Consider the following 22,933-nt stretch of genomic DNA (forward strand, 5'->3'; position numbering starts at 1 on the left):
CCCCCGTTTGTAGAAGCGGTGACTTTCCTCCTGAAATGTCGTTAAATAAAATTATTTTTTGCAACTATGAGCGCAAGACCCACATCCAGAACACTCACCAGTTAATGGATCAATTTCATGAAAATGTGCAATTTTATTATAAACTTTATTTGTTTTATTTATTGATCTTTGATTTAATAGTGCCATTATAATCCCAAGGGTGATAAATGCTCCAGGTGCTAAAATCATAATTATTGCTGGTTCAAAGGAGTTACCAAATAGTTTAAATCCGAATATTGCACCAGCTCCAAGTACTTCTCTTATTGAACCTACAATTACTAATGCTACGGTAAAACCAAGTCCCATTCCGATGGCATCATAAACTGAAGGAAGTACTTTGTTTTTTGATGCATAAGCTTCAGCACGTCCAAGAATTACACAGTTTACAACTATAAGTGGAATGAAAATTCCAAGGGAGTTATAAAGCGAGGGAACAAATCCTTGTAATAAGAACTGTATTAATGTAACGAAAGCAGCTATTATTGTAATATAAGCTGGTATACGAACTTTATCAGGAATTACTTTTCTTAATGCCGATATAAAAAGATTAGAACCGATAAGCACTGCTGTAGCTGCAAGTCCCATACCTATAGCATTGTTTACACTCGTGGTAACAGCAAGGGTTGGGCATGTAGCCAAAACTTGCACGAATAGTGGATTTTCGGTTACTATACCGTTTTTTAATCTTTCAGAAAATGCGCCCATTATTTTTTAGCTCCTTTCAATGAAGAGTTGTAAAAAGCAACAGCATCATTAACACCAAGTGTTACAGCTTTTGATGTTATAGTTGCACCTGTAATAGCTTGTATTTGATTGTCCTTTGAAGGGATTACTTTTACAACCTCTAATTTTTCTTTTATAGGTTTATTTTTATATTGATCTGAAAATTTAGGTTGTGGTGCATTAGCACCAAGACCAGGGGTTTCGGTGTGAGATAAAATTTTAATTCCAGTAATTTTTCCTGTAGTTGATATTCCAACCATGATTTCTACTGGTCCACCGTATCCTTTTGGAGCAACTTTTATAGCATATCCGGTTATGTCAGTACCCTTCATTCCAGAATTAACCTCTGAGACCTTATCATTAATTTTTATATCTGCTTTAATAAACTTATCCGCGAGCGGTAATATTTCTTTCATAGCAGATTGTCTATTTGCTTCAATGGAAGCCGCTATAGGTGCTTTAGTTATTTCGAAGGCACCACCAAGTAACAATCCTGCAATTCCTGTAATTAAAAGTAAAATCAAACCCAATTTTATATTTTCTTTCAATTATTTCACCTCCCCAAAAATGCGTGGAGCAGTAAACTTATCAATAAATGGAACAAACAAACTCATTATTAATATAGAGTAAGATACTCCTTCGGCATAACCACCATACAAACGTATTACTGTGGTTAAAACTCCACATCCTATTCCAAATATAACTTGCCCTTTTTTAGTCATTGGAGAAGTTGAATAATCTGTTGCCATAAAGAAAGCACCAAGAATTAATCCACCAGCACAAATTTCATATAATGCATTCCCAGTCATAAGACCGTTTCTGCCTAATATAAAAGTTAAAATAAATACACTACCAATAAATGCGACTGGAGTATGTAAGCTAATTATTTTCTTATATAGTAGATAAGCTGCACCAATTAGTAATGCAATTACAGAAGTTTCACCAATACAACCACCAACATTACCAATAAAAACGTTCATTAGACTAGGTAATTTGCCGCCACCTTCTTTAAGTATTCCAAGGGCTGTAGCAGCTGAAACACCATCAACAGTAAAATTAGTCATATGAACTGGCCAAGAAGCGAGTAAGAATGCCCTAGCAGCCAAAGCAGGGTTCATTATATTTTGCCCAATTCCACCAAAAAATTGTTTTACAATAATAATTGCGAAAAATCCTCCAATTGCAGGAAGCCAAAGTGGAACAGCGGCGGGCAAGTTAAAAGCAAGCAATAAACCAGTTACAACTGCACTAAGATCTCTAATTGTAATTTTTCTGTGAGTGAGCTTTTGCCATAGCGCTTCTGCTGAAATACATGATAGTACAGATACTAATGTAACTAAAAATGCTTTCATTCCAAAAAAATATATTCCAGCAAGGGTAGCAGGTATTAATGCTATTATCACGTCTCTCATTATACCCTGCACAGAATCGTTTGATTTTATGTGTGGGGATGAAGATACTGTATACATATAAATCACCTCTATCTATTTTTTTCTTCTATTAATATTTACTGTTCGTTTACCTTCACGGAAGGTTTGAGTTAAATGACGTTTTGCTGGGCATGCATAAGAGCAACAACCACACTCAATACAATCCATACCATGGTATTCTTCGAAATCCTCATACTTACCTCTTAAAACTAAAGAATTAAGTTTTGTAGGGTTTAAATTCATAGGGCAAACCCCCATGCATTTTCCACATCGTATGCAGCTTGATTCTTCTTTTAATTTAGCTTGCTGTTTTGTTAAACAAAGTATCCCTGAGGTGCCTTTAATTACAGGCGTATTTAAAGAACTTAAAGCCATTCCCATCATAGGTCCACCTGAAATTACTTTAACAGGTGTCTCTTTAAATCCACCAGCAGCCTGGATAACTTCTTCCATAGAAGTTCCGAATTTTACCCTTAAATTAAGAGGCTCTTTAATTGCCTCTCCAGTCACTGTTAAAACTCTCTCTATTAGAGGATTTCCATTTACTACAGCATTATAGATTTCATACGCAGAACCAACATTTTGAACTATACAGGAAACATCTGCAGGAAGTTTTCCAGAAGATAATTCACGACCTGTGATTGAATAAATTAATTGTTTTTCTGCACCTTGAGGATATTTTGTAATAAGTGGAGTAACTTCTACATTACTTAGATTTACGCAAGCTTTTTTCATAACATCAATTGCATCAGGCTTATTATTTTCTATTCCAATATAACCACGAGCACCCGGGAACATCTGAAGAATAATTTTTAAGCCTATAGCTATTTCATTTGATTTTTCAAGCATAAGTCTGTAATCACAAGTTAAATATGGTTCACACTCTGCAGCATTTATTATTATGCTATCGATGTTTTTATCTGCTGGCGGGTTAAGCTTAATATGAGTTGGAAAACCGGCTCCACCCATACCTACAATACCAGCATCTTTAATGATAGCTACAAGTTCGGGTTTAGACAGTTTTTCATAATCATTATGTGCAGTTAAAGTTTGTACCTCTTCATATGTATTATCGTTCTCCACAATAATAGACAATACCATTGTTCCATTACTATGAAGTCGTGGGGATATATCTTTTACAGTTCCAGATACACTTGAATATATTGGTGCTGATACAAAGGCTTTGGATTCACCTATTTTCTGACCCACAAATACCCTATCACCTTTTTTTACTAAAGGATCACATGGTGCGCCAATATGTTGTTGCATAGGAAATACTAAATCGCCTATTGGAAGCAAATCTTGAATTGCTTTGTTCATACTTAAGTCTTTTCTACCATTTGGGTGAATGCCTTTTTTGAAAGTCAAAAGTCCCATTATAAACCTCCTTGTAGTTCGTTTTGAACATAAAAATATTAATCCTGTTGCATATAAAGTAAATTATACTATATATATTACTACTTTTGTGTATATTATAGTATTGTTTTCATTAAAAAGGATAGCTTAAACAAAAGTAAGATTCTTTTAAGAATTTTAAAAATATATTACAATGAAAAAAATGAGTTTAGTATGGTATAATTACTATGGGTAAAAAACTATATTTACGGGAAAATACAATGAAAAGGTAAGGTGAATATGGAAAAGAATAGTTTGAATAATTTGGAAATTAATAGTATAAATTTAGACATAAATGAAGATATCATAAGCAGTTTAAAAATCGAGGTCAGCAAAAGAAGCGAATTTAAATATAATTCTAATGTAGTTACTATACCTAAGTATTTTTATAGGTTTATAGGTATGAAAAACAATGAGAAAGATTATTATGAGAACTTATATAGTGTGGACAAAGAATTAAAAAAAATTGGATTATGTTACATTAAATTTAATGAGGGCATGGATAAGAACATTAGTATAAAACTTCAAAATGTATTAAATGATATTTGGGAGAAAGTATTACTCACTGAGGTTTTAGATGTTTCTCTAATTATAAATCTAATAGGTGATAATAACCTTTTCCCTGATTTAACCAACAAAGTTTTATTGCAACAAATTAAGAACAATATGAAAGGATTAATAGAATATTATATTAAAAGTAATGAAACAATAAATAATAAGGATATAAAAGTTATTATAAATTATCTTGTTCATTGGATAAATATTTATTCTAAAGAGTTGTTTGAAAAATTTGATTACATTAATATTAATCCTAAGGTAATGTTTTATGGAAATATTTCAAAAGAAGAAGTTTTTTATTTGATTTTACTATCAACATTAGGTTGTGATATTATATACTTTAATCCTGAAAATCCTGGATCATTTTATGAAATTGATAAATACAATGCTTTTTCTAAGGAAATTGTTTATAGTTATAAGTGTAAAATTAAACCCTTTCCAACTAATATGGAAGATAGAATTAAGACCACGGCTTATAGTGCTAAGGAAGAGCTTAATAAGACGTTGTTTACAGATGATTCAGGGTTTTATAGGCCTTGGCAGTTTGCGGATTATGATTTAGAGGTAGTTACCCTTAATACTACTTATGAAGAAATATATATATGGATTAAGGAAAAAGCGCATATAAGAGAAGGTTTTAATGTTAAAGGTTCTACTGTAGTTGTGTCTAATATTTTTTCTAAGGTTTGTGGGACACATGAAAATATTGATATTTATTGGAAAGAAATTAACGAAGTAGCAACTGGGAAATTAACTAAATTTTATAAAGAATTACCTATAATTGATGCAGTACATTTGGAATATGGAAAGTTTAATCAAATATATCCGAATAATGTTTTTTCCAATTTTGATACTATAGAAATGATTAACTCATCTTGGTGGAAATACAAGGATCTCAGATCTGGGCTTCAAAAAAATATTGCTGAGAAAATTAAAGCTTTATGTTTAAATCCTACAATAATAAACGTTGAGAAAGAAGATTTAAGAGATTTACAAGTTGATATTTTTTCTGTTTTAATAAATTTAGACACACCAATACTTGAATTATTGCAATCATATGATTACTCGGAAGAAGTTCCTAAAATTGTAATTTATAATAATGAACAAAATGGAAACCTATCTTTTGAGGATTGTATAATGCTTACATTTATGGATTCTATGGGAATAGATATTATTATTTACAACCCGTCAGGATATAATGACATAGAGAATTTTATTGATAATGATCAATATGACACTCATAGATTAGAAAATGTTAGTTTTAAGTTACAGTTTAAAAAAAATGCAGATAAGAAAAAAGGATTTTTTCAAAATTTGTTTGGTAGTTGATATTTAAAGTAGTTAAGATTTGTTGAAGTTATTCTAATAGCGAAGAGGAGTGGGAAAATGGAAAAAAGCAATCAAGTACTTGAAATTTACGATGAGAAAATTGAAGATGAGAATATAGAGAAAAAGGCTATAGGCATAAATAATCAGGTTAAAACTTCACCACAAGTAATTCAAATTGCATCAAATTTAAATATTAAAGATGCAAATGCAATATTAGAATTTGGGAATGAACCAGCAGCTTTAATATCAAAATTTGCTGATCAAATTTTAAATTCTATTAAAACAAGCAGTGTTGAAAATTCAGGTGTTATGATAAGGGAACTTACAAGTATAATGAAAAAGTTTGACAAGCAAGATTTTGAAGAAGAAAAAACCGGCTTCTTTGGAAAATTGTTTAGTAAGCCAAGTAAAGCTATCGACAAAATGATGGGTAAGTATAAAACTATTGGTGGAGAAATAGACAAGATTTATACTCAGCTTAGTGTGTATAAGGTTGAAATAAATAGTTCTAACTTATTGCTTGAAGGTTTATATAATCAAAATTTCGAGTATTATGGAGAATTAGAAAAATACATTGCTGCTGGTAATATGATTGCGGAAAAATTTGAAAAGGAAGATATGACCAGGCTTGAGGTCTTAACAGGGAATGGTGAACAAATAAATATAATAAATTATGAAAATGCTAAAGCTAGTCTTGAGATGCTAAAGCAGAGAATTTATGATTTAGAGATGGCTAAGATGGTATCATTACAAACCGCTCCTCAAATTAAAATGATTCAAAGGGGAAATTATAAGCTGATATCTAAAGTACATTCTGCTTTTATAATAACTATACCAGTATTCAAAAACGGAATAATTCAGGCTATTGCATTAAAAAAACAGAAGTTAGTATCAGATTCTTTAGCGGAACTCGATAGGACTACTAACGAATTATTAATGAAAAATGCTGAAAATATAAGAAGTCAAAGTGTTGATATAGCAAAATTAACTGGAGGCACAAGTGTAAAAATTGAAACTCTAGAGAAAACTTGGAATACTATTATGCAAGGTATTGAAGAAACAAATAGTATAGAAGAAGAAAATAAAAAAGCAAGAGAAGCTGGAATAGTTAAATTACATGATATGTCAGAAAAACTAAAGCAGAAATCTTTAAAGTAACTTTATATCAGAAGGAAATAATAAAGGGTGAATAAAATGGATATGTTTGAGTTACAAGCACAAAAAAACTTACTAAAAGATGCACCACTTGCTGAGAGGTTAAAGCCTGGAAAATTAGAAGATTATGTAGGTCAAGAGCATATTTTAGGAAAAGGAAAACTTTTATGGAGAGCTATAAAAGCAGATAAAATAACTTCCTTGCTACTTTATGGTCCACCAGGTACTGGTAAAACTAGTTTGGCGAAAGTTATAGCAAATTCAACAAAATCTAATTTTGTTAGACTTAATGCTGTAACTGATGGACTTAAGGAATTACGAGAAGTTGTAATCGAGGCAAAGAATAACTTAGGAATGTATAATATTAAAACAATTTTATTCATAGATGAAATCCATAGATTTAACAAAGCTCAGCAGGATGCATTATTGCCTTTCGTTGAGAAGGGTACATTAATTTTAATTGGAGCAACCACAGAAAATCCATATTATGAAGTTAATAATGCATTAATATCTAGGTCTATGTTATTTAAGTTGGAACCTTTAAATGAAGAAAATATTAAATGTATTATAACTAAGGCTCTACAAAATGAAAAGGATGGTTTTGGAAATACTAATATATGTATGGAAAGAGAAGCCATAAATTATATTGCGAGCATGGCCAACGGTGATGCAAGACGTGCACTTAATGCCCTAGAATTATCAGTACTAACTACGGATAGAGATAAAGAGGGGAAAATAAACATAACACTTGAGGTCGTAGAGGAATGTATGCAAAAAAAGCATATACAATATGATAAGAATAGAGATGAACATTATGATGTAATTTCTGCTTTTATTAAAAGTATGAGGGGTTCTGACCCAGATGCCACAGTGCACTACTTAGCAAGAATGATATATGCTGGGGAAGATCCTAAATTTATTGCAAGGAGAATTGTAATAGCTGCATCTGAGGATGTTGGAAATGCTGATCCTATTGCTATGATTGTTGCAAATAATGCAGCACAGGCAGTTCAATTTGTAGGAATGCCTGAAGCAAGAATAATACTCGCCCAGGCTGCAATTTATATAGCATCAGCTCCCAAAAGTAATGCATCTTATATGGCTATTAATAAAGCACTTAAAGATATAGAAGAAAAAAATATAGGAAGTATACCAACATATTTAAAGGACCAGAATTATAAGGGTGCAAAGAAACTTGGGGTCGGGGTAGGATATTTATACCCACACGCGTACGAAGGGAATTATGTAGCTCAGCAATATTTACCTGACGAGCTAGTTGACACAATTTATTATGAAGTATCTGAAAATGGATATGAGAAAAAAATAAAAGAGAGACTTAATATGTTAAAAAGTATGGAAAAATAAATCAGGTAATATAAACTTTAGGTTTATATTACCTGATTTATTTTTGTTATTACATGTTAATAAATTTTTCTATATCTAAAGTTATAAGATTTAGAGAACTTCTCCAAAAATCAATAGAATGAATATCTACATCCATCATTTTCGCCACTTGAACTAAATTATTTTTACCTGTAGCAGTAAGTAAGGCATCATATTCACTTACAAATGAGTCTCCCTTTTTTAGATATAGGGCATATAAACCCTTGGAAAATAATAATCCAAAAGCATAAGGAAAATTGTAAAAATTACTAGAAGCATCATAATAGTGTGGTTTACAGAGCCACATGTATGGATGTAGCAAATTATGGTCAAGACCTTTTCCGTAAGCTTTTTTTTGAGATTCTAACATAATTTCTTTTAATTCATTTACAGAGAGTGAATTATCCCCGCGGCGTTTAAAGAGCTCCGTTTCAAATAAATATCGACTTAAAATATCCACAATGACTTGAGCATTACTAGAAATATCATTCTCGAGTATTACCAAGGCTTCTTCTTTTGAAGCATTTTTTAAGGCTGCATTACTTATTATCGTTTCACAAAAAATTGAGGCAGTTTCTGCAATGGGCATAGGATAATCACTATTTAATGCAGATTCTCCAGATAAACATAAACCATGATATCCGTGGCCTAATTCGTGAGCAAGAGTTGAAACATCATTAAAACTCCCTGTGAAGTTAGATAAAATTCTACTTTCTTTAATGCTATGTAAATTAGCACAAAATGCACCACCTAATTTTCCAGATCGAGGCTCAGCATCAATCCAGTTATTAGAAAAAGCATTATCCGCATAACTTCCAAGCTTGTTACTAAAGGTAGAAAAATTTTTAACTATAAACGTTTTTGCTTCTTCATATGAAAATTGCATATTTACATCTCCCAGTGGTGCAAATAATTCATAAAAAGGGAGAGCACCAGAATAACCTAATAGTTCAGCTTTTTTTTTGAAGTATTTTTCGAATGAAGGAAGACTTTCCATAATGGCGCTTAGCATAACATCTAAAGTTTCTTTATCCATTCTAGAATTTTCAAGAGAATTATGGAGCACAGATTCATAACCACGAGATTTACAAAGTGTAATAACTTCTCCTTTTATACCATTTAATGCAGCAGCAGAGGATTCAGCTATAACATCATAAGATTTAAGTTCTGCGGTGTAAGCATTTTTACGTGTACTTTTATCTTTATCATATGCCATACTTCTAATTACAGATAGAGGAAGGTCTTTATCTTCTCCATTTATATTAATATGGACTAATAGAGTCGATGTCAGTATGTTTTGAAGTTTAGACCAAGCATTTGACCCAGTATTTTTCATTTTAGCCATAAGCTCTTCTTCATTTCCAGAAAGTAAATATTTAGAGTTTCTAACTAAGTCCAATAAATAATAGCCATGTGATTTTAGTAGGGAATTATTTTCAATTAGAGATTCTATATTTTCTATTGAATTTAACCATTTAGAAAAAATAGTATAGGTTTTAGCAAGGTCAGATAGTTTAAAGGCCATCTTTTCTGAAGATTTGTTAGCTAATTCATTTTTTGTATCCACGCTTAATGTCAATTCAGCATAATTATATAGTTTATTTACAATATCACTAAACTCATTCTCGAAATTAATATAATATTCAATTTTCTCTTTAGGGTTATTAGAAGTATTACAATTTTCTAAGGCCCATTTCTTTATATGTTCTATGGAATTTTCAAAAGAAATCATATCTTCTTTAAACTCTTTGCTGTCAAAGGATGTGTAGAGCTCATTTAAACTCCATTTCATATCCATGTTAATTCCTCCTAGTGTACTTTATTTACAAAATTTTATATATTAAATGTATTATACTACATTATGTAAAATAAAATACTACTTTTAGTAGTTTTGTTTTATAATAACATGGTTATTTTATAAGGGTAGAGCTTTATCATATATTTTTTTAGACTTAATAAAAGGCATAAAAAAAGTAGGAGAATTCTCCTACTTTCTTTTAGAAAATATACTTTTTATAATAGTTAGAATATCTACAATATATACTAAATATTTTTGAAAAGATTCTGTTGACTCAAGGGCACTAGCAGTTGTCTTAACTACTACTTCAGTAACATCTTTTACATTGTCGGTTATATCAAACCAATTTTTAAATGTTTTTGGTAATATAGACAATATCTCATCAATGTCTTCTTCATTCTTTTTAATAATTCTATTTACACTAGAAATAGTTTTAATAAGTTTTAACAATCCGATTATGAGTATAATTAGTATTGTTATACCAAGAATAATCAAAACACCTTGTCCTAATTTTAATATATCCACATACATTAATAGCACCACAATTCTTTAATAATTTTGATTATTTTTTGTCTTTTTTTTCGATTATTTCAGCTTGTTCCACAATTGGAGATAAATCTTCATCATTAGCAGCATTTGCTATTTTTGAAGGTTTTTTTTCATTTAAATATTCAGAAATTTTCGATTTAGCGTCTGTTATACCATCTTTGGCATTAGCGACTTTATTATCAATGGATTCCTTAAGAGTTGAAGTTTTTTCTATAATATTGTTTGTAATATCTTTTGATGAATCAACAATATCTTTCCTAGTTTCTTTACCAGATTTCGGTGAAAAAAGTAGTCCTCCAAGTAAACCACCAAGACTTCCAGCTGCAGTACCAAAAATTATTTTTTTTGCAGTTTGAATTTTTGACTTTCTCTGTATTTCTTTTTTTCGTTTTTTAAACCAATTTGTCAATATCATAATTTTTCCCTCCTTAGAAACCTTATGTATATTGTATACATTATATGGTTTTTTGTCAATACTTAAGGAAAAATGTAGAAAAAACCATAATGAGAGGTAGAAATTACCATAAATAAATATCAATTTAAAGTAATAATATAAAAAGAATATAGTATATATAAAAGTCTTTCTTTTTCGTAAAATTCTATTAAAATATTTTCAATAGTTATTTAGGAGGTAAGTTTTCATTTATACATTATTTACTTCCTCTCTATATTATAAATTACTCTCGATATCTTACTCATTCTTAGAATCTCATCATTTCAAAAAGAAACCTTCTTGGTATATATTGAATTATTGTATTTATATGGGCATTGATATGTAACTTAAAGAGAGCTATGCTTTTTTGTTAAATTATGGCTACAATGGATGTCCGCATTATCTCTGGTAACTTACCCTTCCATGTCTCACAGGATCTATGTCCTAAATTCCTTCGTTCAGTCTATCCAAGAGGCGGATGTCAGTATGTGCTCCTCAACCGGGTCTATGCCCTTATGGTAGAATTTAAACCTGACTAATCCTAGTTTCTTTTTTCAAAGATCTATTTAAAAATGAGAACCTTTTATAAGTTTTCCACAATTATTAGCTGAAAAATTAGCTGTAGACTTGCTGTGGATTATTTTAAATATCGCTAAATAGAAATGACTTGTGGATAACTAACTTAGGCTACTTTGAGTTGTAGGTTAAATCCTGTATCCTTCATTAGTTTTTGTGGATTGTATTCAACTTTCTTAGTTATTATAGTAAAAAATATTCTTATAAGCTTGCAGCATAACAAAATCAATGATTGTTTTTTCTTTAATGGATTTTCTTTTCTGTTTGTATAATATTCATGTAACACTTTAAATTCGTCATTTTTAGATACTAATGGCATTATCACACGGAACAAAAGTGATCTAAGCCTCGATCTACCTCGTTTACTAATACTTGTTTTACCTTTATGTTTACCCGAACTATTCTCAATTAGGTTTAAACCTGCAAGTTTCTGAATTTGGCTTGGATGTGTAAATCTCTTTATGTCACCAACTTCAGCAATGAATCCAGCGGCGGTCATGATTCCTACCCCTTTCATAGATACCATCTCCTTGATCCCAGGCACCTGAAAAGCTAATTCTTCTATTTCTATCTCTAATTGTTCGTTTTGTTTTAAATATAGTTCATACTGCTCTAAATTAGCCTTCAACTCTTGTTTAGCCATTCTAAGACCTTCCTTTATTCCAATAGAAATCTTAGCTGCTTCAACAAGTCGTACAGCCCTTTGAATGCCTACGGCACGTTTAACTTCTTTTTTCCATGTCACAACTATTTGCTGTACACCTGTTGATAAAACTTGTTCAGGTGTAGAAAACTCCGTTAATGACATTAATGCAGCCTTTCCTTCCCAATTAGCAAAAACATCGTTAAATTCAGGAAAGTATTTATCTAACCAATGATCTACTTTATTTTTTATAATGCTTAAATTTTTGTTAAGACTTTCTCTCATACCCATTGCTATCCTTAGCTCGCTATATATCCCTTCCGGAATGTAAGGCTGTGAATATCGACCATCAATAACAAGTTTTGCGATTGTTTTTGGATCTTTAAGATCATTTTTTGTCTGAGAGTTATCATCTAGCTCTTTGCTTCTTTTAACGTGAAATGGGTTAACAAGAACAAGTTTAATCCCTAGTTCCTTTAGAAAGTTTCCCAATGTGAACCAGTAATGACCTGTAGGTTCTAACCCTACAATTATGTTATCTTTTTTATTTTCTTTTGCTACTAATTTTAACCATTCTTGAAATGTTTTAAAGCCCTCAGCTGTATTTTCAAACGGTTTAACCTTACTAAGCTCTATACCTCTGTAATCAAATGCTCTCGCATACTGAAATTGCTTTGCAATATCAATTCCTATGACTAACGTACTTTCTGTTATTGACATAATCTTATCATTTTGTGTATAATTCATCTTGAGTACCTCCACTGATAATTATAAATTAGGGATAAAAGTTGCAACTGTTATACCCTGTATTTTATCAGTAGGTGCTCTTTTTTTCAAAGTTCATTTTAATTCATAACAGGAATGCTCCTAATTTAAATTTTAATTATAATTATGTTTTGCATTATCAATTGCACCTCTTGTTATATTATACCACCATAAAAAATCAATCCTATTTTATTTCTCTCCTGCCGTCTTTCTTTTAAAATTGTGTTTTTGGATGTCAGTATCATTCTCAATTAATATACATATTATATCATGATTAAATATAAGGGAGTGATATTATGTCAAAGTATGAAAATAAACATAATCATGATGCCAATTTTGAAGATAATCATGATTCTGTTGATCCTTGGTGCGAACCTTGGAATGATGATTTTGAGCTTTTTGGTGATTATAGTGAAGATAAAGAAATCCACGTTAATGAATTATTAACTGAATTAGAGAATTGTCCTATAACTCATAAAGTTGCTGAAGTATCTGAGTCTGTAATAAATGTCCCATATGAACGTATTCATGAAGAAAAACCAAGAACAGATTTTATCGATTTCATTCATCAACTTCAACAGATTTAGAACCACAAATAACTGTTATCAAATATAAATAAAACCACTTCATTCCAGAAGTGGTTTTTGATTAATCACTACGTCTTATAGTATTGTTAAAATAATTCTACTATGTTAAAATTACATTGGCAATAAACCAATGAAAAGGGGTGAATTATTTATGTTATACTCAACTGGAGAAAAACCTGGAAATGGAAAATACGTTTGTAAAATTTGCGGTCAAAAGGTAATATTAGATAATAATACTGATACTTTACCTCCTTGTCCTAAATGTAAAAAAACAAACTTTAGGAAATCTTAATAAAAATATAATTCAAATGAGACTTATCCACTTTTTGTAATAAACAATCCACATATTATTTAACATTGTACACAATTATCAATCCATTTTATAATTCTTTAGATAAATAGTATACTTATATAGATATAATCACAAAATATATCTCCTAACCAAGCAATATTTTAGCTTCTGTAGAAGGTAGCTTGAAGCGCTTAAAGACAGATTACATAGATGTATTACTTTTGCATCGTCCGGATACACTTATGGAGCCCGAAGAAGTGGCAGAAGCTTTTTTAATTCTCCACAGCAGTGGCAAGGTTAAATATTTTGGTGTAAGTAATCAAAATCCAATGCAAATTGAACTACTTAACAAATACTTAAAAAACAAAATTATTATAAATCAACTTCAGTTTAGCATAACAAACACAGGTATGATTGACTCTGGACTAAATGTAAATATGAAAAATGATCCATCCGTTGTTCGAGATAACAGTATTCTGGAGTATTGCCGTTTGAAGGATATAAATATTCAGGCTTGGTCACCGCTTCAGTATGGATTCTTTGACGGTGTATTTTTAGATAACGACAAATTCCCAGAGCTTAACAATAAAATCAACGAAATTGCAGCCGCTAAAGGTGTAACGAATACTGCAATTGCAATTGCTTGGATTTTGAGGCATCCTGCGAAAATTCAGCCAATAGTTGGTACAACAAACCAACAACGTTTAAAGGATATATGTAAGGCATCAGAAGTTGAACTTACAAGGCAAGAGTGGTATGAAATATACACATCAGCTGGTAATATGCTTCCGTAGTAATCACCTTTATAACCCTTGAAAAGTGCCTGTGAGATAACTATATTTCCTCTCAGGTTCAATATATTAAACTAGGAGGTTGTTAAATTTAATTAAATTTAACAACCTCCTTAACTATTACTAAACTCCATAAAATGAGGGTTTCAGTGCATTAAGAAGTATTCCCGTTAAGTGCTCAATTGAATTTTTATTAAATTTTACAAGGTTCTAATTAAATTTAATTTAACTATTTTTGTTGATACATTTATTATAATTTAGTATAATATATTTTTAAAACTTCTTTCATTTCTTCTGGTAGCAGTTCTTTAACTCTTTGAGAAATGTATTCTGGAATTTTTTTATAATATGCCTGCGCAATTCCACCAGCAATACATGCTATAGTATCACTATCACCTCCTATGGATATCGCATTTCTTAACGCATCTTCATAACTGTTTGACTCCAGAAAACTTATTATGGCTTGTGGCACACTTCCCTGCTTTTATAAGAACCTCATCAATAGAATTATAATAAAAACCTATAGGGCTTACTCTCATAGCAGATCCATTTCCATAGCTGTTATAAGGTCGCATTTCTTCAGACATCGCCCACTTTATAAAACTTCCACCAAATCCAACATTAGGATACTTCCTGAACCAGTCTCGATAGCTTTCATTAAAGGGTTTTCCGTTAATAATAGAGTCCATTGTCGCCACTGTAAGTACCGAATCATCTGTAAACCTTGAATTTGGTTCAAATAATTCAAAGTTCTTATTTTTTATGTTATTTAACTCATAAACAGAACCTATAATGTCTCCAGCTATTGCTCCAAGCATTTATTCTCACTCCTTCTATAAATGTGTAATTTAAAATTTTTTTCATTATTTTCTCCAATGTATACTACCCTCTAAAATTCAATATTTTACATAAATTTAATTTGTGGATATTCATTTATCATAGAATATTCCACCAATTTAATATTATATTACCATAAATATTAAAGCTTTTGAGTATTAACATTAAAACAAATAGTAAATAAATTACGTTATGGTTATACTATTAAAAAAGTGAGGTGTTAATCATGGCTATAGCTCATAAAACAGTTATTTCATTCGGACTTGTCGCTATACCAATAAGCATGTATACCGCGACGCAAGACAACGACATACATTTTAATCAATTACACAAAGAAGATAATTCCAGGATAAAATACAAAAAATCTTGTAGTCATTGTGGTAAAGAAATTACCACAAAAGATATTATAAAAGGCTATGAATATGATAAAGATCATTATGTAGTTGTAACGGATGACGATTTAGAGAAAATCAAAACTGAAAAAGAGAAGTCTATACAGATAATGCATTTTGCCCAACTTAATCAAATATCACCTATTTATTATGATAAAACATATCAAGCTGCTCCATTAGCTGGTGGAGATAAAGCTTTTGAGCTTCTGCGTGCAGCGCTTATGTCTGAGCAAAAGATCGCGATAGGTAAGACAGTAATGGGAACAAAAGAAACTTTACTAGCTATAATTCCCCGAGAAGATGGAATATTAATCTCAACAATGTATTATGAAGACGAAATTAAAGACCTTGCTAAAACCTACAATAAACCGGATTTAGTAGAAGCTGAGGTCACGATGGCTAAGGCATTAATTAACTCCATGATTACTCCTTTTGAGCCAGCTAAATATAAAGATGAGTATCAAATGAAGTTACGAGATTTGCTTGAAACAAAAATTGCTGGCAAGGAAATTGTTGCCGCTAAATCCGAAACTCCAAATAATGTAATTAATCTTATGGATGCACTAAAAGCTAGTATTGAGCAGAATAAAGCTAATGAAACCCCAAAGCCTAAGGCAACACGTAAAAAAATACCAAAAGGCGCATAATGGATTTATTCGAGAGTAAAAACATTAAGCCAATGTTAATCGGAGAGACGCAAGAGGCATTTGATAGCCCTGATTATATTTATGAGTTAAAACTCGATGGTGAACGATGTATCGCTTATTTGGATAAAGACATGACAGAGCTACGCAACAAGCGAAATATTAAGATGCTTGTAAAGGTACCTGAGCTATCAACTATGCACAAACAGGTCAAACACCGTTGTATACTTGATGGAGAGCTTATTGTTATTAAAGATGGAGTACCAGATTTTTATGAAATTAAGCGGCGGTCTCTGATGTCAAACACTTTTAAAATTCAACTTGCATCATCAAAATTGCCAGCCAGTTTTACAGCATTTGATATTCTTTACTATGAGGATCACTCGGTCACAGATTTGCCTTTAATGAAACGTAAAAAGTTACTGGAAAAAGTTATTAATGAAAATGAGCGCATTGCAATTTCTCGCTATATAGAGGAACGTGGGGTTGAATTTTATCAACTTGCTAAGCAAAATCTATTAGAAGGCATTGTTGCCAAAAGAAAAGATAGTAAATATTATTTAGACAAACGAACTAAGGACTGGATAAAAATTAAATACCTTAAGGACGATGACTTTGTAGTATGTGGATATATTCTAAAAGATGGTGGTGTCATCAGCATTGTCCTTGGTCAATATTTAAAGAAGGAATTGATATACAAAGGTCATGTCACGCTTGGACTATCGACTGAAGACTTTCAATTAATAAAATCTGCACCCAAATTAAGCTCACAACCTTTCAGTGATTTACCCACTGGACACGATAATGCGGTGTGGATAGAACCTAGCCTTGTATGCATTGTAAAATATATGATGAAAACTGCAAACGGCTCTTTGAGGCAACCTGTATTTAAAGGTCTAAGGGATGATAAACCTCCTAAAGATTGTATAGTTAATTAACAACAAGAAGTAAACCCAAGTAACCAAAAAATGAAAAGTGCCTGAAGCTATATTTGTCTAACCTCAGGCATTCTAACTAATTCATCCTACTCTAAAGTGTAACGCTGCAAAATTACGAATAAACATCTGAAAGTTCCACTCGTATATTTTGAACTCCACTTCTGACCTCATTTTTGTATATCATATTTTCTTTAAGTACCTTTCCTGAAGGAATCTTAACAATAAACTTACTACCTTTCCCAGACTTACTTTCAACAGATATACTCCCACCATGTAATTCTACAATCGATTTAACTAAACTCAAACCAATACCTGTTCCTTCTGCATTTCTTGATAAGGATTTGTCTATCTGCTTAAATCTATCAAATATCATATCCAAATACTTTTCTTCAATACCAACGCCATTATCTTTAACTGATATCTGAACAAATTCATTTCTATCCTTAACCTGTACAAATATTTCATCACCGCGATTTGAAAATTTAATTGCATTTGATATAAGATTTAATACTATTCTCTCTATTTTTTCTGGGTCACAAGCTATTATTTTCACTTCCATATTAGTATCAAAGATAATATTTAAGCCTTTACTCTCAGTGAAATTAGTTATAGATTCAACAATTCCCTCTACAATTTCCACTATATTATTATTTGATAAATTGATATCAAAAAACCCTGCTTCAATTTTTGATGAATCAACTATATTATTAATAAGTTTAGATAATCTATATGAATTTTGCTTTATTGAGTCAAGATATTTAATGATTGAATCTCTCTTTTCATCAAGTGAACCATTATCACAATACTTACTAAATAGCTGAACTGCTGCAAATATAACATTTAGTGGTGTTTTAAGTTCATGTGATATGTTAACAATAAATTCTTCCTGTAATTTTAATGTTTTCTCTAATTCTATTTTCTGTTCTTCAATTTTTCTAGATTGCCTAATTGTTTTAGTAATATCATGAAAACACGTTACTACCATAGTTAAATCACCATTAGTATTATAAATTGGAGATGCACTGTTATTCATGAAATAATCCGCTTGAGGATTAATTACATGTAGTTTGATATCTTTTGCTATTTCACCTCTTAAAGCTCTGAGTCCAGGAAGGTCATCAAATTTTATTTCATTATTTTCCATATCGAAATAATGCGTATTTTTAGATGTATCTCCTAAATCCATTATTTTGTTCGATTGATAGACTAACCTCTTTGCTTCTGGATTCATCATTATATATTTACCTTTATTATCTGTAACCATTACTCCCTCAGCTAGATTTGAAAGTATGCTACTAAGCTGTATATTTCTATCTTTTAAATTCTCTTTCTGTTGCTCTAACTGTTCCTTCTGCTCTTCAATTATCCTATTTTGCCTTTCAATACTTTGATTTTTCAAAACATTTTCAGTAGACTCAGATGTAGTAAACATTATGTATTTCATTATTCCATTTTCAAATATAGGTGTTCGATTAGAGTCCCAATAAGTTATACCCCTGCCAAATCTATCGAACTTTATTTCTTTACGATAGCTGGACTTTCTTATTTCAATAACCTTATTAGTAATAACTTCAGATTCCGTTCCTACATATCCAGTTACAATTTCCTTAATAGATAGACCAATACTCGTTTGTTCCTCATTATAAGGAGAATCATGAAAATCAAGATACTTTTGATTTACTTTAATCATTATTAGATCAGGTATGCTGTAAATAGATATGCCCACTATGTTATCAGACAATGTTTGTTCCATAAAAATCATCTTATCATCAATTCTTGAACCTGGTTTCTCAACAAAAGTATATATTTTCTTATTTGCTTCTTTATCACAAAAATATGATATGTTCACTTCTCTTGCGGAAAGCGACTTAGTAAATACATATCCTGAATACTTAGAGCTAATATTTTCAAGAAGTATTTGTGTATTAATTCTTATAATTGCCCCTATTTCTATAAGTGATTTACCTGTTAATTCATCCCTTGTAAAACCTATAAAATCAATAAATTCATTATTAACATCAATTATAATGCTATCGCATGAATACAAACACGGTTCTTTTATCCCCATTATATTGCCCCCATTTTTAAACACAGTCATCATAAATTTAATTTTCAAATAACACATTATAAAATAATGCAATGCGCTCTTTTTACATATTACCATATTTTACATTATATTTATATGGTTTTTATCATCCTTTATTCGACATCTATTTACATTAATTGGTTTGTAATTAACATAATACTTTTAATAATTTCAAGATGAATCTTTTATTCTCAATTAAACAAAAATAAAGCTCAGTCTCCCGCAGCTCTATAATTTTCTCACTTTATCCTATATTTATTTTTAGGCCTACCCACATTGCCATATTCCATTTCAATCACAAGCTTTTTATCTTTCTCTAAATAATCCAAATATCTTCTAACAGTTATTCTGGAAACTTCAATTTTTTTTGCAATCTGCTCTGATGTAAAAGGATTATCCTTCATTTCAGATATACCCACTAAAACTTTTTCATAGGTGTATTTATTAAATCCTTTAATTCCACCAATATTCTCATGTGATTCTAACACGTATTTATTATCTTTTATAATGTATTTATCGATAATTTCTTGTTTCATATTCACAATATTTTCAAAACTAATCTTTCTGCTTTTAAATTGCATAAGTGCTTCCCTAAACCTACTAAATATGAACGGTTTTACTAAATAATCTATTGCACCATAGCGAAATGCTTCTTCAACAGTTTCTGTTTTCCTATCTGCCGTTATTAATATAGCATCACATTTTATATTTTCTATACGTATCCACTTTAATAACTGTATACCGTTACCTTGTGGAAAAAATACATCTAATAATACTAGGTCAGGTTTTGCACTTAGTATTAGTTCTTTTGCCTTTCAATAGAATTTACACTATCATACAACATAAATCCCTTTATTTTTATTATTTCAACAATTATGTTCTTGTTTCCTTAATTCTTTTTTGAAGCTGATGTTGCTGTATCTGCTTTTGCTGGTTTTGTTACTGCATTTGCCTTAGATATTGCTTCTGCTTTAGCATTAGCATCTTCTTTAGCTTTAGCTATCTCATTTGCTTTAGATATTGCTTCTGCTTTAGCTTTTGTTATCGATTCTGTTTTTATTTTAGATATTGCATCTGCTTTAGCTTTATCATCTGATACTTTAGTACCACATCCTACTAATAATGTAGAACCTATTATTAGTGATAATATTATTCCTTTAATTTTCATATGAAACCTCCCTAATTATTGTTTTTTTTATAAACACATCTTTTTTTAGATGATATCACTTAAATCTCTTCTCTTTATATCATATTTTTCTGAGAAATTGCTGAGAAGAGAGTAAGTAAACCTTAAATATTACTAATAAATCAACAAAAAAAACACCTCCAAACGAGGTGTGTCTCAAGACTATTATTAATTGGTAAGCAACGTCGACATGATTTTTTATTTTAATATTTTTCTTATAAGTTTAGCTCTATTCCCATAAGGAGGAAAAATAAGTTTTATATCTATAGAGGTACTTTTCTTTAGTATACTTTTTCTATGCGAGAAGGTTTCAAAACTATCTCTTCCATGATACGCACCCATTCCAGAATTTCCGACTCCACCAAAAGGCATATTGGAACTTGCAACATGAGATATAGTATCATTTACGCAGCCTCCTCCAAATGAAATTCTACTTAAAACTGCTACTTCAACATTTTTATCTTCTGTGAAAACATATAGTGATAAAGGCTTTGGTCTATCATTTATCATTTCAATAACTTCTTCTAAATCTTCATATTCAAGTATTGGCATAATAGGCCCGAATATCTCATCTTGCATAACTGCATCCTGCCAATTAACTTTATCAATGATTGTTGGTTCAATATACAAAGTACCTGCATTTGAATCTCCACCAAAGATAATTTTGTTCTTATCCTTCTGAATTATTGCATCCAATCTTTCAAATTGCCTGCTATTAACGATTCTTCCATAATCAATACTCTTAGAAGCATCTTCACCATAAAAATTTACAACTGTGTTTTTTAATTTTTCTATGAAATTTTCTTTTATGTATTTATGAACAAGTATATAATCAGGAGCTATACAGGTTTGCCCTGCATTTAAGAGCTTGCCCCATAATATTCTTTTAGCTGTTAATTCTAAATTAGCGGTTTTATCTACAATAACTGGACTTTTTCCACCAAGTTCAAGTGTTACAGGTACAAGATTTTCAGCAGCAGCTTTCATTACTATTCTCCCAACTGGTACACTACCAGTAAAGAAGATGTAATCAAAAGGTAAATTTATAAGGATTGAAGTAGTCTCTTTTTCTCCTTCAATAACTCGTATATATTTTTCTTCAAAAGTTTCTTCAATAATTTTTTTTACTAACCCCGAAACAGTAGGTGTACTTTCAGATGGTTTTAAAATAGCACAATTTCCAGCAGCTATAGCACCTATCAGTGGTTCAATTAAAAGCTGAAATGGATAATTAAAAGGTCCTATAATAAGCGCTGTTCCATAGGGTTCATACATTATATAACCCTTAGATGGAAATTGATGCAATGGAGTTCTCACTTTTTTAGTTTTAGCCCAACTCTTTGAATGCTTTATAAAATTACCTATGCTATCCAATACAAAACCAATTTCAGTACCGTAAGCTTCAAATTCACTTTTACCTAAATCCCTGTACAAGGCATTTATTATCTCTTTTTCATATTTTTTTATAATATTTTTTAGTCTCTTAAGTGCAGATATTCTATAATCTATGCTTCTTGTTTCACCTGTATTAAAAAATTTTTTATGTTCATTAAGTGCACTTTGGGCTGTTGTTTGGTCAATTATGTCCACATTAAAACCTCCATCCGATTATTAAATTAATGCTTCAAATTAACAATCTAGTATCTGTATAAATTATACAGCATATTATTATAAATTCCCAATTTCTTTTAACTCATTCTCACATCATTAATTGTATTAAACACTATATTTAAGGGTAAAGTTATTATACCGAACATATAAAGTATATAATGTAAGTAGCATCTTTTTAAAAACAGTTTATGATTTAGAAAAAATGATATATTAAAAGGAGATTTTAACTATGGAAATGATAAAAACAATAGAAATGCGTAAATCTACTCGAAGTTATAAAGCTGAGCAAATTAGTGATGAATCCCTAACAGTCATTCTCAATGCTGGTTGCGCTGCACCAGTGGGAATGGGTGCATATGATTCAGTCCACATAACAGTAATTCAAAATTCTGATTTACTAAACAAAATCACAAAAGTTACTACAAATACATTTGGTAATCCAGAAATGAAACCATTTTATGGTGCCCCTACATTAATAATTGTTTCTAGTAAAGTAAACGAGGAGGTTCCTACTGTTGGGGTAGCAAACGCTGCTTGCATTATCGAGAATATGACTCTTGCAGCTACTGATATGAGTTTAGGTAGTGTTTATCTATGGGCATTCATATCATCATTTTCTGCTGATAAGGATCTATTAAAAGAACTCGGTTTACCTGAAGGATTTACACCTCTTTCCGGAATTGCAATAGGTTATCCAGTTGAAGCTCTAGATAAAGCAAAAAAATCAAAACACACTATTAATATTAATATGATTAAGTAATAATTAAAGTGGCTTGTCTATTTTATTTAAGAC

20 protein-coding genes and 3 pseudogenes are annotated in these 22,933 nt (G+C 30.7%); 9 read left to right on the forward strand and 14 right to left on the reverse strand.

Annotation, left to right across the window (positions count from 1 at the left end; translation table 11 throughout):
• Positions 1-51: 51 nt before the first annotated feature.
• Genes VIM70_RS15080 through rsxC form a run of 4 tightly spaced genes read right to left on the reverse strand, consistent with a single transcriptional unit; the run spans position 52 to position 3,569 of the window.
• Positions 52-744, reverse strand: coding sequence for an electron transport complex subunit E (locus VIM70_RS15080; RefSeq protein ID WP_331946598.1), 693 nt, complete (start codon positions 742-744; stop codon positions 52-54).
• Positions 744-1,310, reverse strand: coding sequence for an RnfABCDGE type electron transport complex subunit G (locus VIM70_RS15085; RefSeq protein WP_331946599.1), 567 nt, complete (start codon positions 1,308-1,310; stop codon positions 744-746). Before VIM70_RS15085 ends, VIM70_RS15080 begins: the two co-directional genes overlap by 1 nt.
• Positions 1,311-2,231, reverse strand: a complete 921-nt coding sequence (locus tag VIM70_RS15090) for an RnfABCDGE type electron transport complex subunit D (RefSeq protein WP_331946600.1) — start codon at positions 2,229-2,231, stop codon at positions 1,311-1,313.
• A 15-nt stretch (positions 2,232-2,246) separates the two neighbouring features.
• Positions 2,247-3,569, reverse strand: coding sequence for an electron transport complex subunit RsxC (rsxC, locus tag VIM70_RS15095; protein WP_331946601.1), 1,323 nt, complete (start codon positions 3,567-3,569; stop codon positions 2,247-2,249).
• 258 nt (positions 3,570-3,827) lie between these two features.
• On the opposite strand from rsxC, the gene VIM70_RS15100 reads away from it, so the two are divergent.
• Genes VIM70_RS15100 through VIM70_RS15110 form a run of 3 tightly spaced genes read left to right on the forward strand, consistent with a single transcriptional unit; the run spans position 3,828 to position 7,994 of the window.
• Positions 3,828-5,474, forward strand: coding sequence for a YceG family protein (locus VIM70_RS15100; RefSeq protein ID WP_331946602.1), 1,647 nt, complete (start codon positions 3,828-3,830; stop codon positions 5,472-5,474).
• 57 nt (positions 5,475-5,531) lie between these two features.
• The gene (locus VIM70_RS15105) at positions 5,532-6,632 is read left to right on the forward strand and encodes a toxic anion resistance protein (protein ID WP_331946603.1); all 1,101 of its coding nucleotides are present in this window, start codon (positions 5,532-5,534) and stop codon (positions 6,630-6,632) included.
• 36 nt (positions 6,633-6,668) lie between these two features.
• A complete protein-coding gene (locus tag VIM70_RS15110; RefSeq protein ID WP_331946604.1) occupies positions 6,669-7,994 on the forward strand; it encodes a replication-associated recombination protein A in 1,326 nt (441 codons plus the stop codon).
• 49 nt (positions 7,995-8,043) lie between these two features.
• On the opposite strand, the gene VIM70_RS15115 is transcribed toward VIM70_RS15110, so the two are convergent.
• The 4 genes from VIM70_RS15115 to VIM70_RS15130 form a co-directional block, all read right to left on the reverse strand.
• Positions 8,044-9,810 (reverse strand): M3 family oligoendopeptidase, encoded by a 1,767-nt coding sequence (locus tag VIM70_RS15115; RefSeq protein ID WP_331946605.1) that lies wholly within the window; start codon positions 9,808-9,810, stop codon positions 8,044-8,046.
• Positions 9,811-9,999: 189 nt separating this feature from the next.
• On the reverse strand, positions 10,000-10,335 hold the full coding sequence (locus tag VIM70_RS15120) for a hypothetical protein (RefSeq protein ID WP_331946606.1): 336 nt from the start codon (positions 10,333-10,335) through the stop codon (positions 10,000-10,002).
• A gap of 37 nt (positions 10,336-10,372) precedes the next feature.
• Entirely contained in the window at positions 10,373-10,774 is a 402-nt protein-coding gene (locus VIM70_RS15125; protein ID WP_331946607.1) for a YtxH domain-containing protein, read from the reverse strand.
• Between the two features lie 700 nt (positions 10,775-11,474).
• Positions 11,475-12,758 (reverse strand): IS110 family transposase, encoded by a 1,284-nt coding sequence (locus VIM70_RS15130; RefSeq protein ID WP_331946608.1) that lies wholly within the window; start codon positions 12,756-12,758, stop codon positions 11,475-11,477.
• Between the two features lie 314 nt (positions 12,759-13,072).
• Here VIM70_RS15130 and VIM70_RS15135 point away from each other — a divergent pair, with 314 nt between their 5' ends.
• From VIM70_RS15135 to VIM70_RS15145, 3 genes and pseudogenes are all read left to right on the forward strand, one after another.
• On the forward strand, positions 13,073-13,363 hold the full coding sequence (locus VIM70_RS15135) for a hypothetical protein (RefSeq protein WP_331946609.1): 291 nt from the start codon (positions 13,073-13,075) through the stop codon (positions 13,361-13,363).
• 151 nt (positions 13,364-13,514) lie between these two features.
• On the forward strand, positions 13,515-13,655 hold the full coding sequence (locus VIM70_RS15140) for a zinc ribbon-containing protein (protein WP_331946610.1): 141 nt from the start codon (positions 13,515-13,517) through the stop codon (positions 13,653-13,655).
• Positions 13,656-13,810: 155 nt separating this feature from the next.
• Positions 13,811-14,449 (forward strand): annotated as a pseudogene (locus VIM70_RS15145) (aldo/keto reductase); the annotation flags it as partial.
• Positions 14,450-14,696: 247 nt separating this feature from the next.
• On the opposite strand, the pseudogene VIM70_RS15150 reads toward VIM70_RS15145, so the two are convergent.
• Positions 14,697-15,264 (reverse strand): annotated as a pseudogene (locus VIM70_RS15150) (ADP-ribosylglycohydrolase family protein).
• Between the two features lie 245 nt (positions 15,265-15,509).
• Here VIM70_RS15150 and VIM70_RS15155 point away from each other — a divergent pair.
• Together VIM70_RS15155 and VIM70_RS15160 are read left to right on the forward strand one after the other, a co-directional pair.
• A complete protein-coding gene (locus tag VIM70_RS15155; protein ID WP_331946611.1) occupies positions 15,510-16,322 on the forward strand; it encodes a Ku protein in 813 nt (270 codons plus the stop codon).
• Positions 16,323-16,354: 32 nt separating this feature from the next.
• Positions 16,355-17,257, forward strand: a complete 903-nt coding sequence (locus VIM70_RS15160; RefSeq protein WP_333783850.1) for an RNA ligase family protein — start codon at positions 16,355-16,357, stop codon at positions 17,255-17,257.
• Between the two features lie 112 nt (positions 17,258-17,369).
• On the opposite strand, the gene VIM70_RS15165 is transcribed toward VIM70_RS15160, so the two are convergent.
• The 5 genes and pseudogenes from VIM70_RS15165 to VIM70_RS15180 form a co-directional block, all read right to left on the reverse strand.
• Entirely contained in the window at positions 17,370-19,325 is a 1,956-nt protein-coding gene (locus VIM70_RS15165) for a sensor histidine kinase (protein WP_331946613.1), read from the reverse strand.
• Positions 19,326-19,582: 257 nt separating this feature from the next.
• Positions 19,583-19,924, reverse strand: a complete 342-nt coding sequence (locus tag VIM70_RS15170; RefSeq protein WP_331946614.1) for an HTH domain-containing protein — start codon at positions 19,922-19,924, stop codon at positions 19,583-19,585.
• A 12-nt stretch (positions 19,925-19,936) separates the two neighbouring features.
• A pseudogene (locus tag VIM70_RS23450) lies at positions 19,937-20,143 on the reverse strand (response regulator); the annotation flags it as partial.
• An 89-nt stretch (positions 20,144-20,232) separates the two neighbouring features.
• Positions 20,233-20,511, reverse strand: coding sequence for a hypothetical protein (locus VIM70_RS15175; protein ID WP_331946615.1), 279 nt, complete (start codon positions 20,509-20,511; stop codon positions 20,233-20,235).
• Positions 20,512-20,727: 216 nt separating this feature from the next.
• The gene (locus VIM70_RS15180) at positions 20,728-22,119 is read right to left on the reverse strand and encodes an aldehyde dehydrogenase (protein ID WP_331946616.1); all 1,392 of its coding nucleotides are present in this window, start codon (positions 22,117-22,119) and stop codon (positions 20,728-20,730) included.
• 250 nt (positions 22,120-22,369) lie between these two features.
• Here VIM70_RS15180 and VIM70_RS15185 point away from each other — a divergent pair, with 250 nt between their 5' ends.
• On the forward strand, positions 22,370-22,900 hold the full coding sequence (locus tag VIM70_RS15185; RefSeq protein WP_331946617.1) for a nitroreductase family protein: 531 nt from the start codon (positions 22,370-22,372) through the stop codon (positions 22,898-22,900).
• The last annotated feature ends 33 nt before the right edge of the window (positions 22,901-22,933 follow it).

It is taken from the genome of Clostridium sp., from assembly GCF_036569345.1.
Lineage (GTDB): Bacteria > Bacillota > Clostridia > Clostridiales > Clostridiaceae > Clostridium_AD.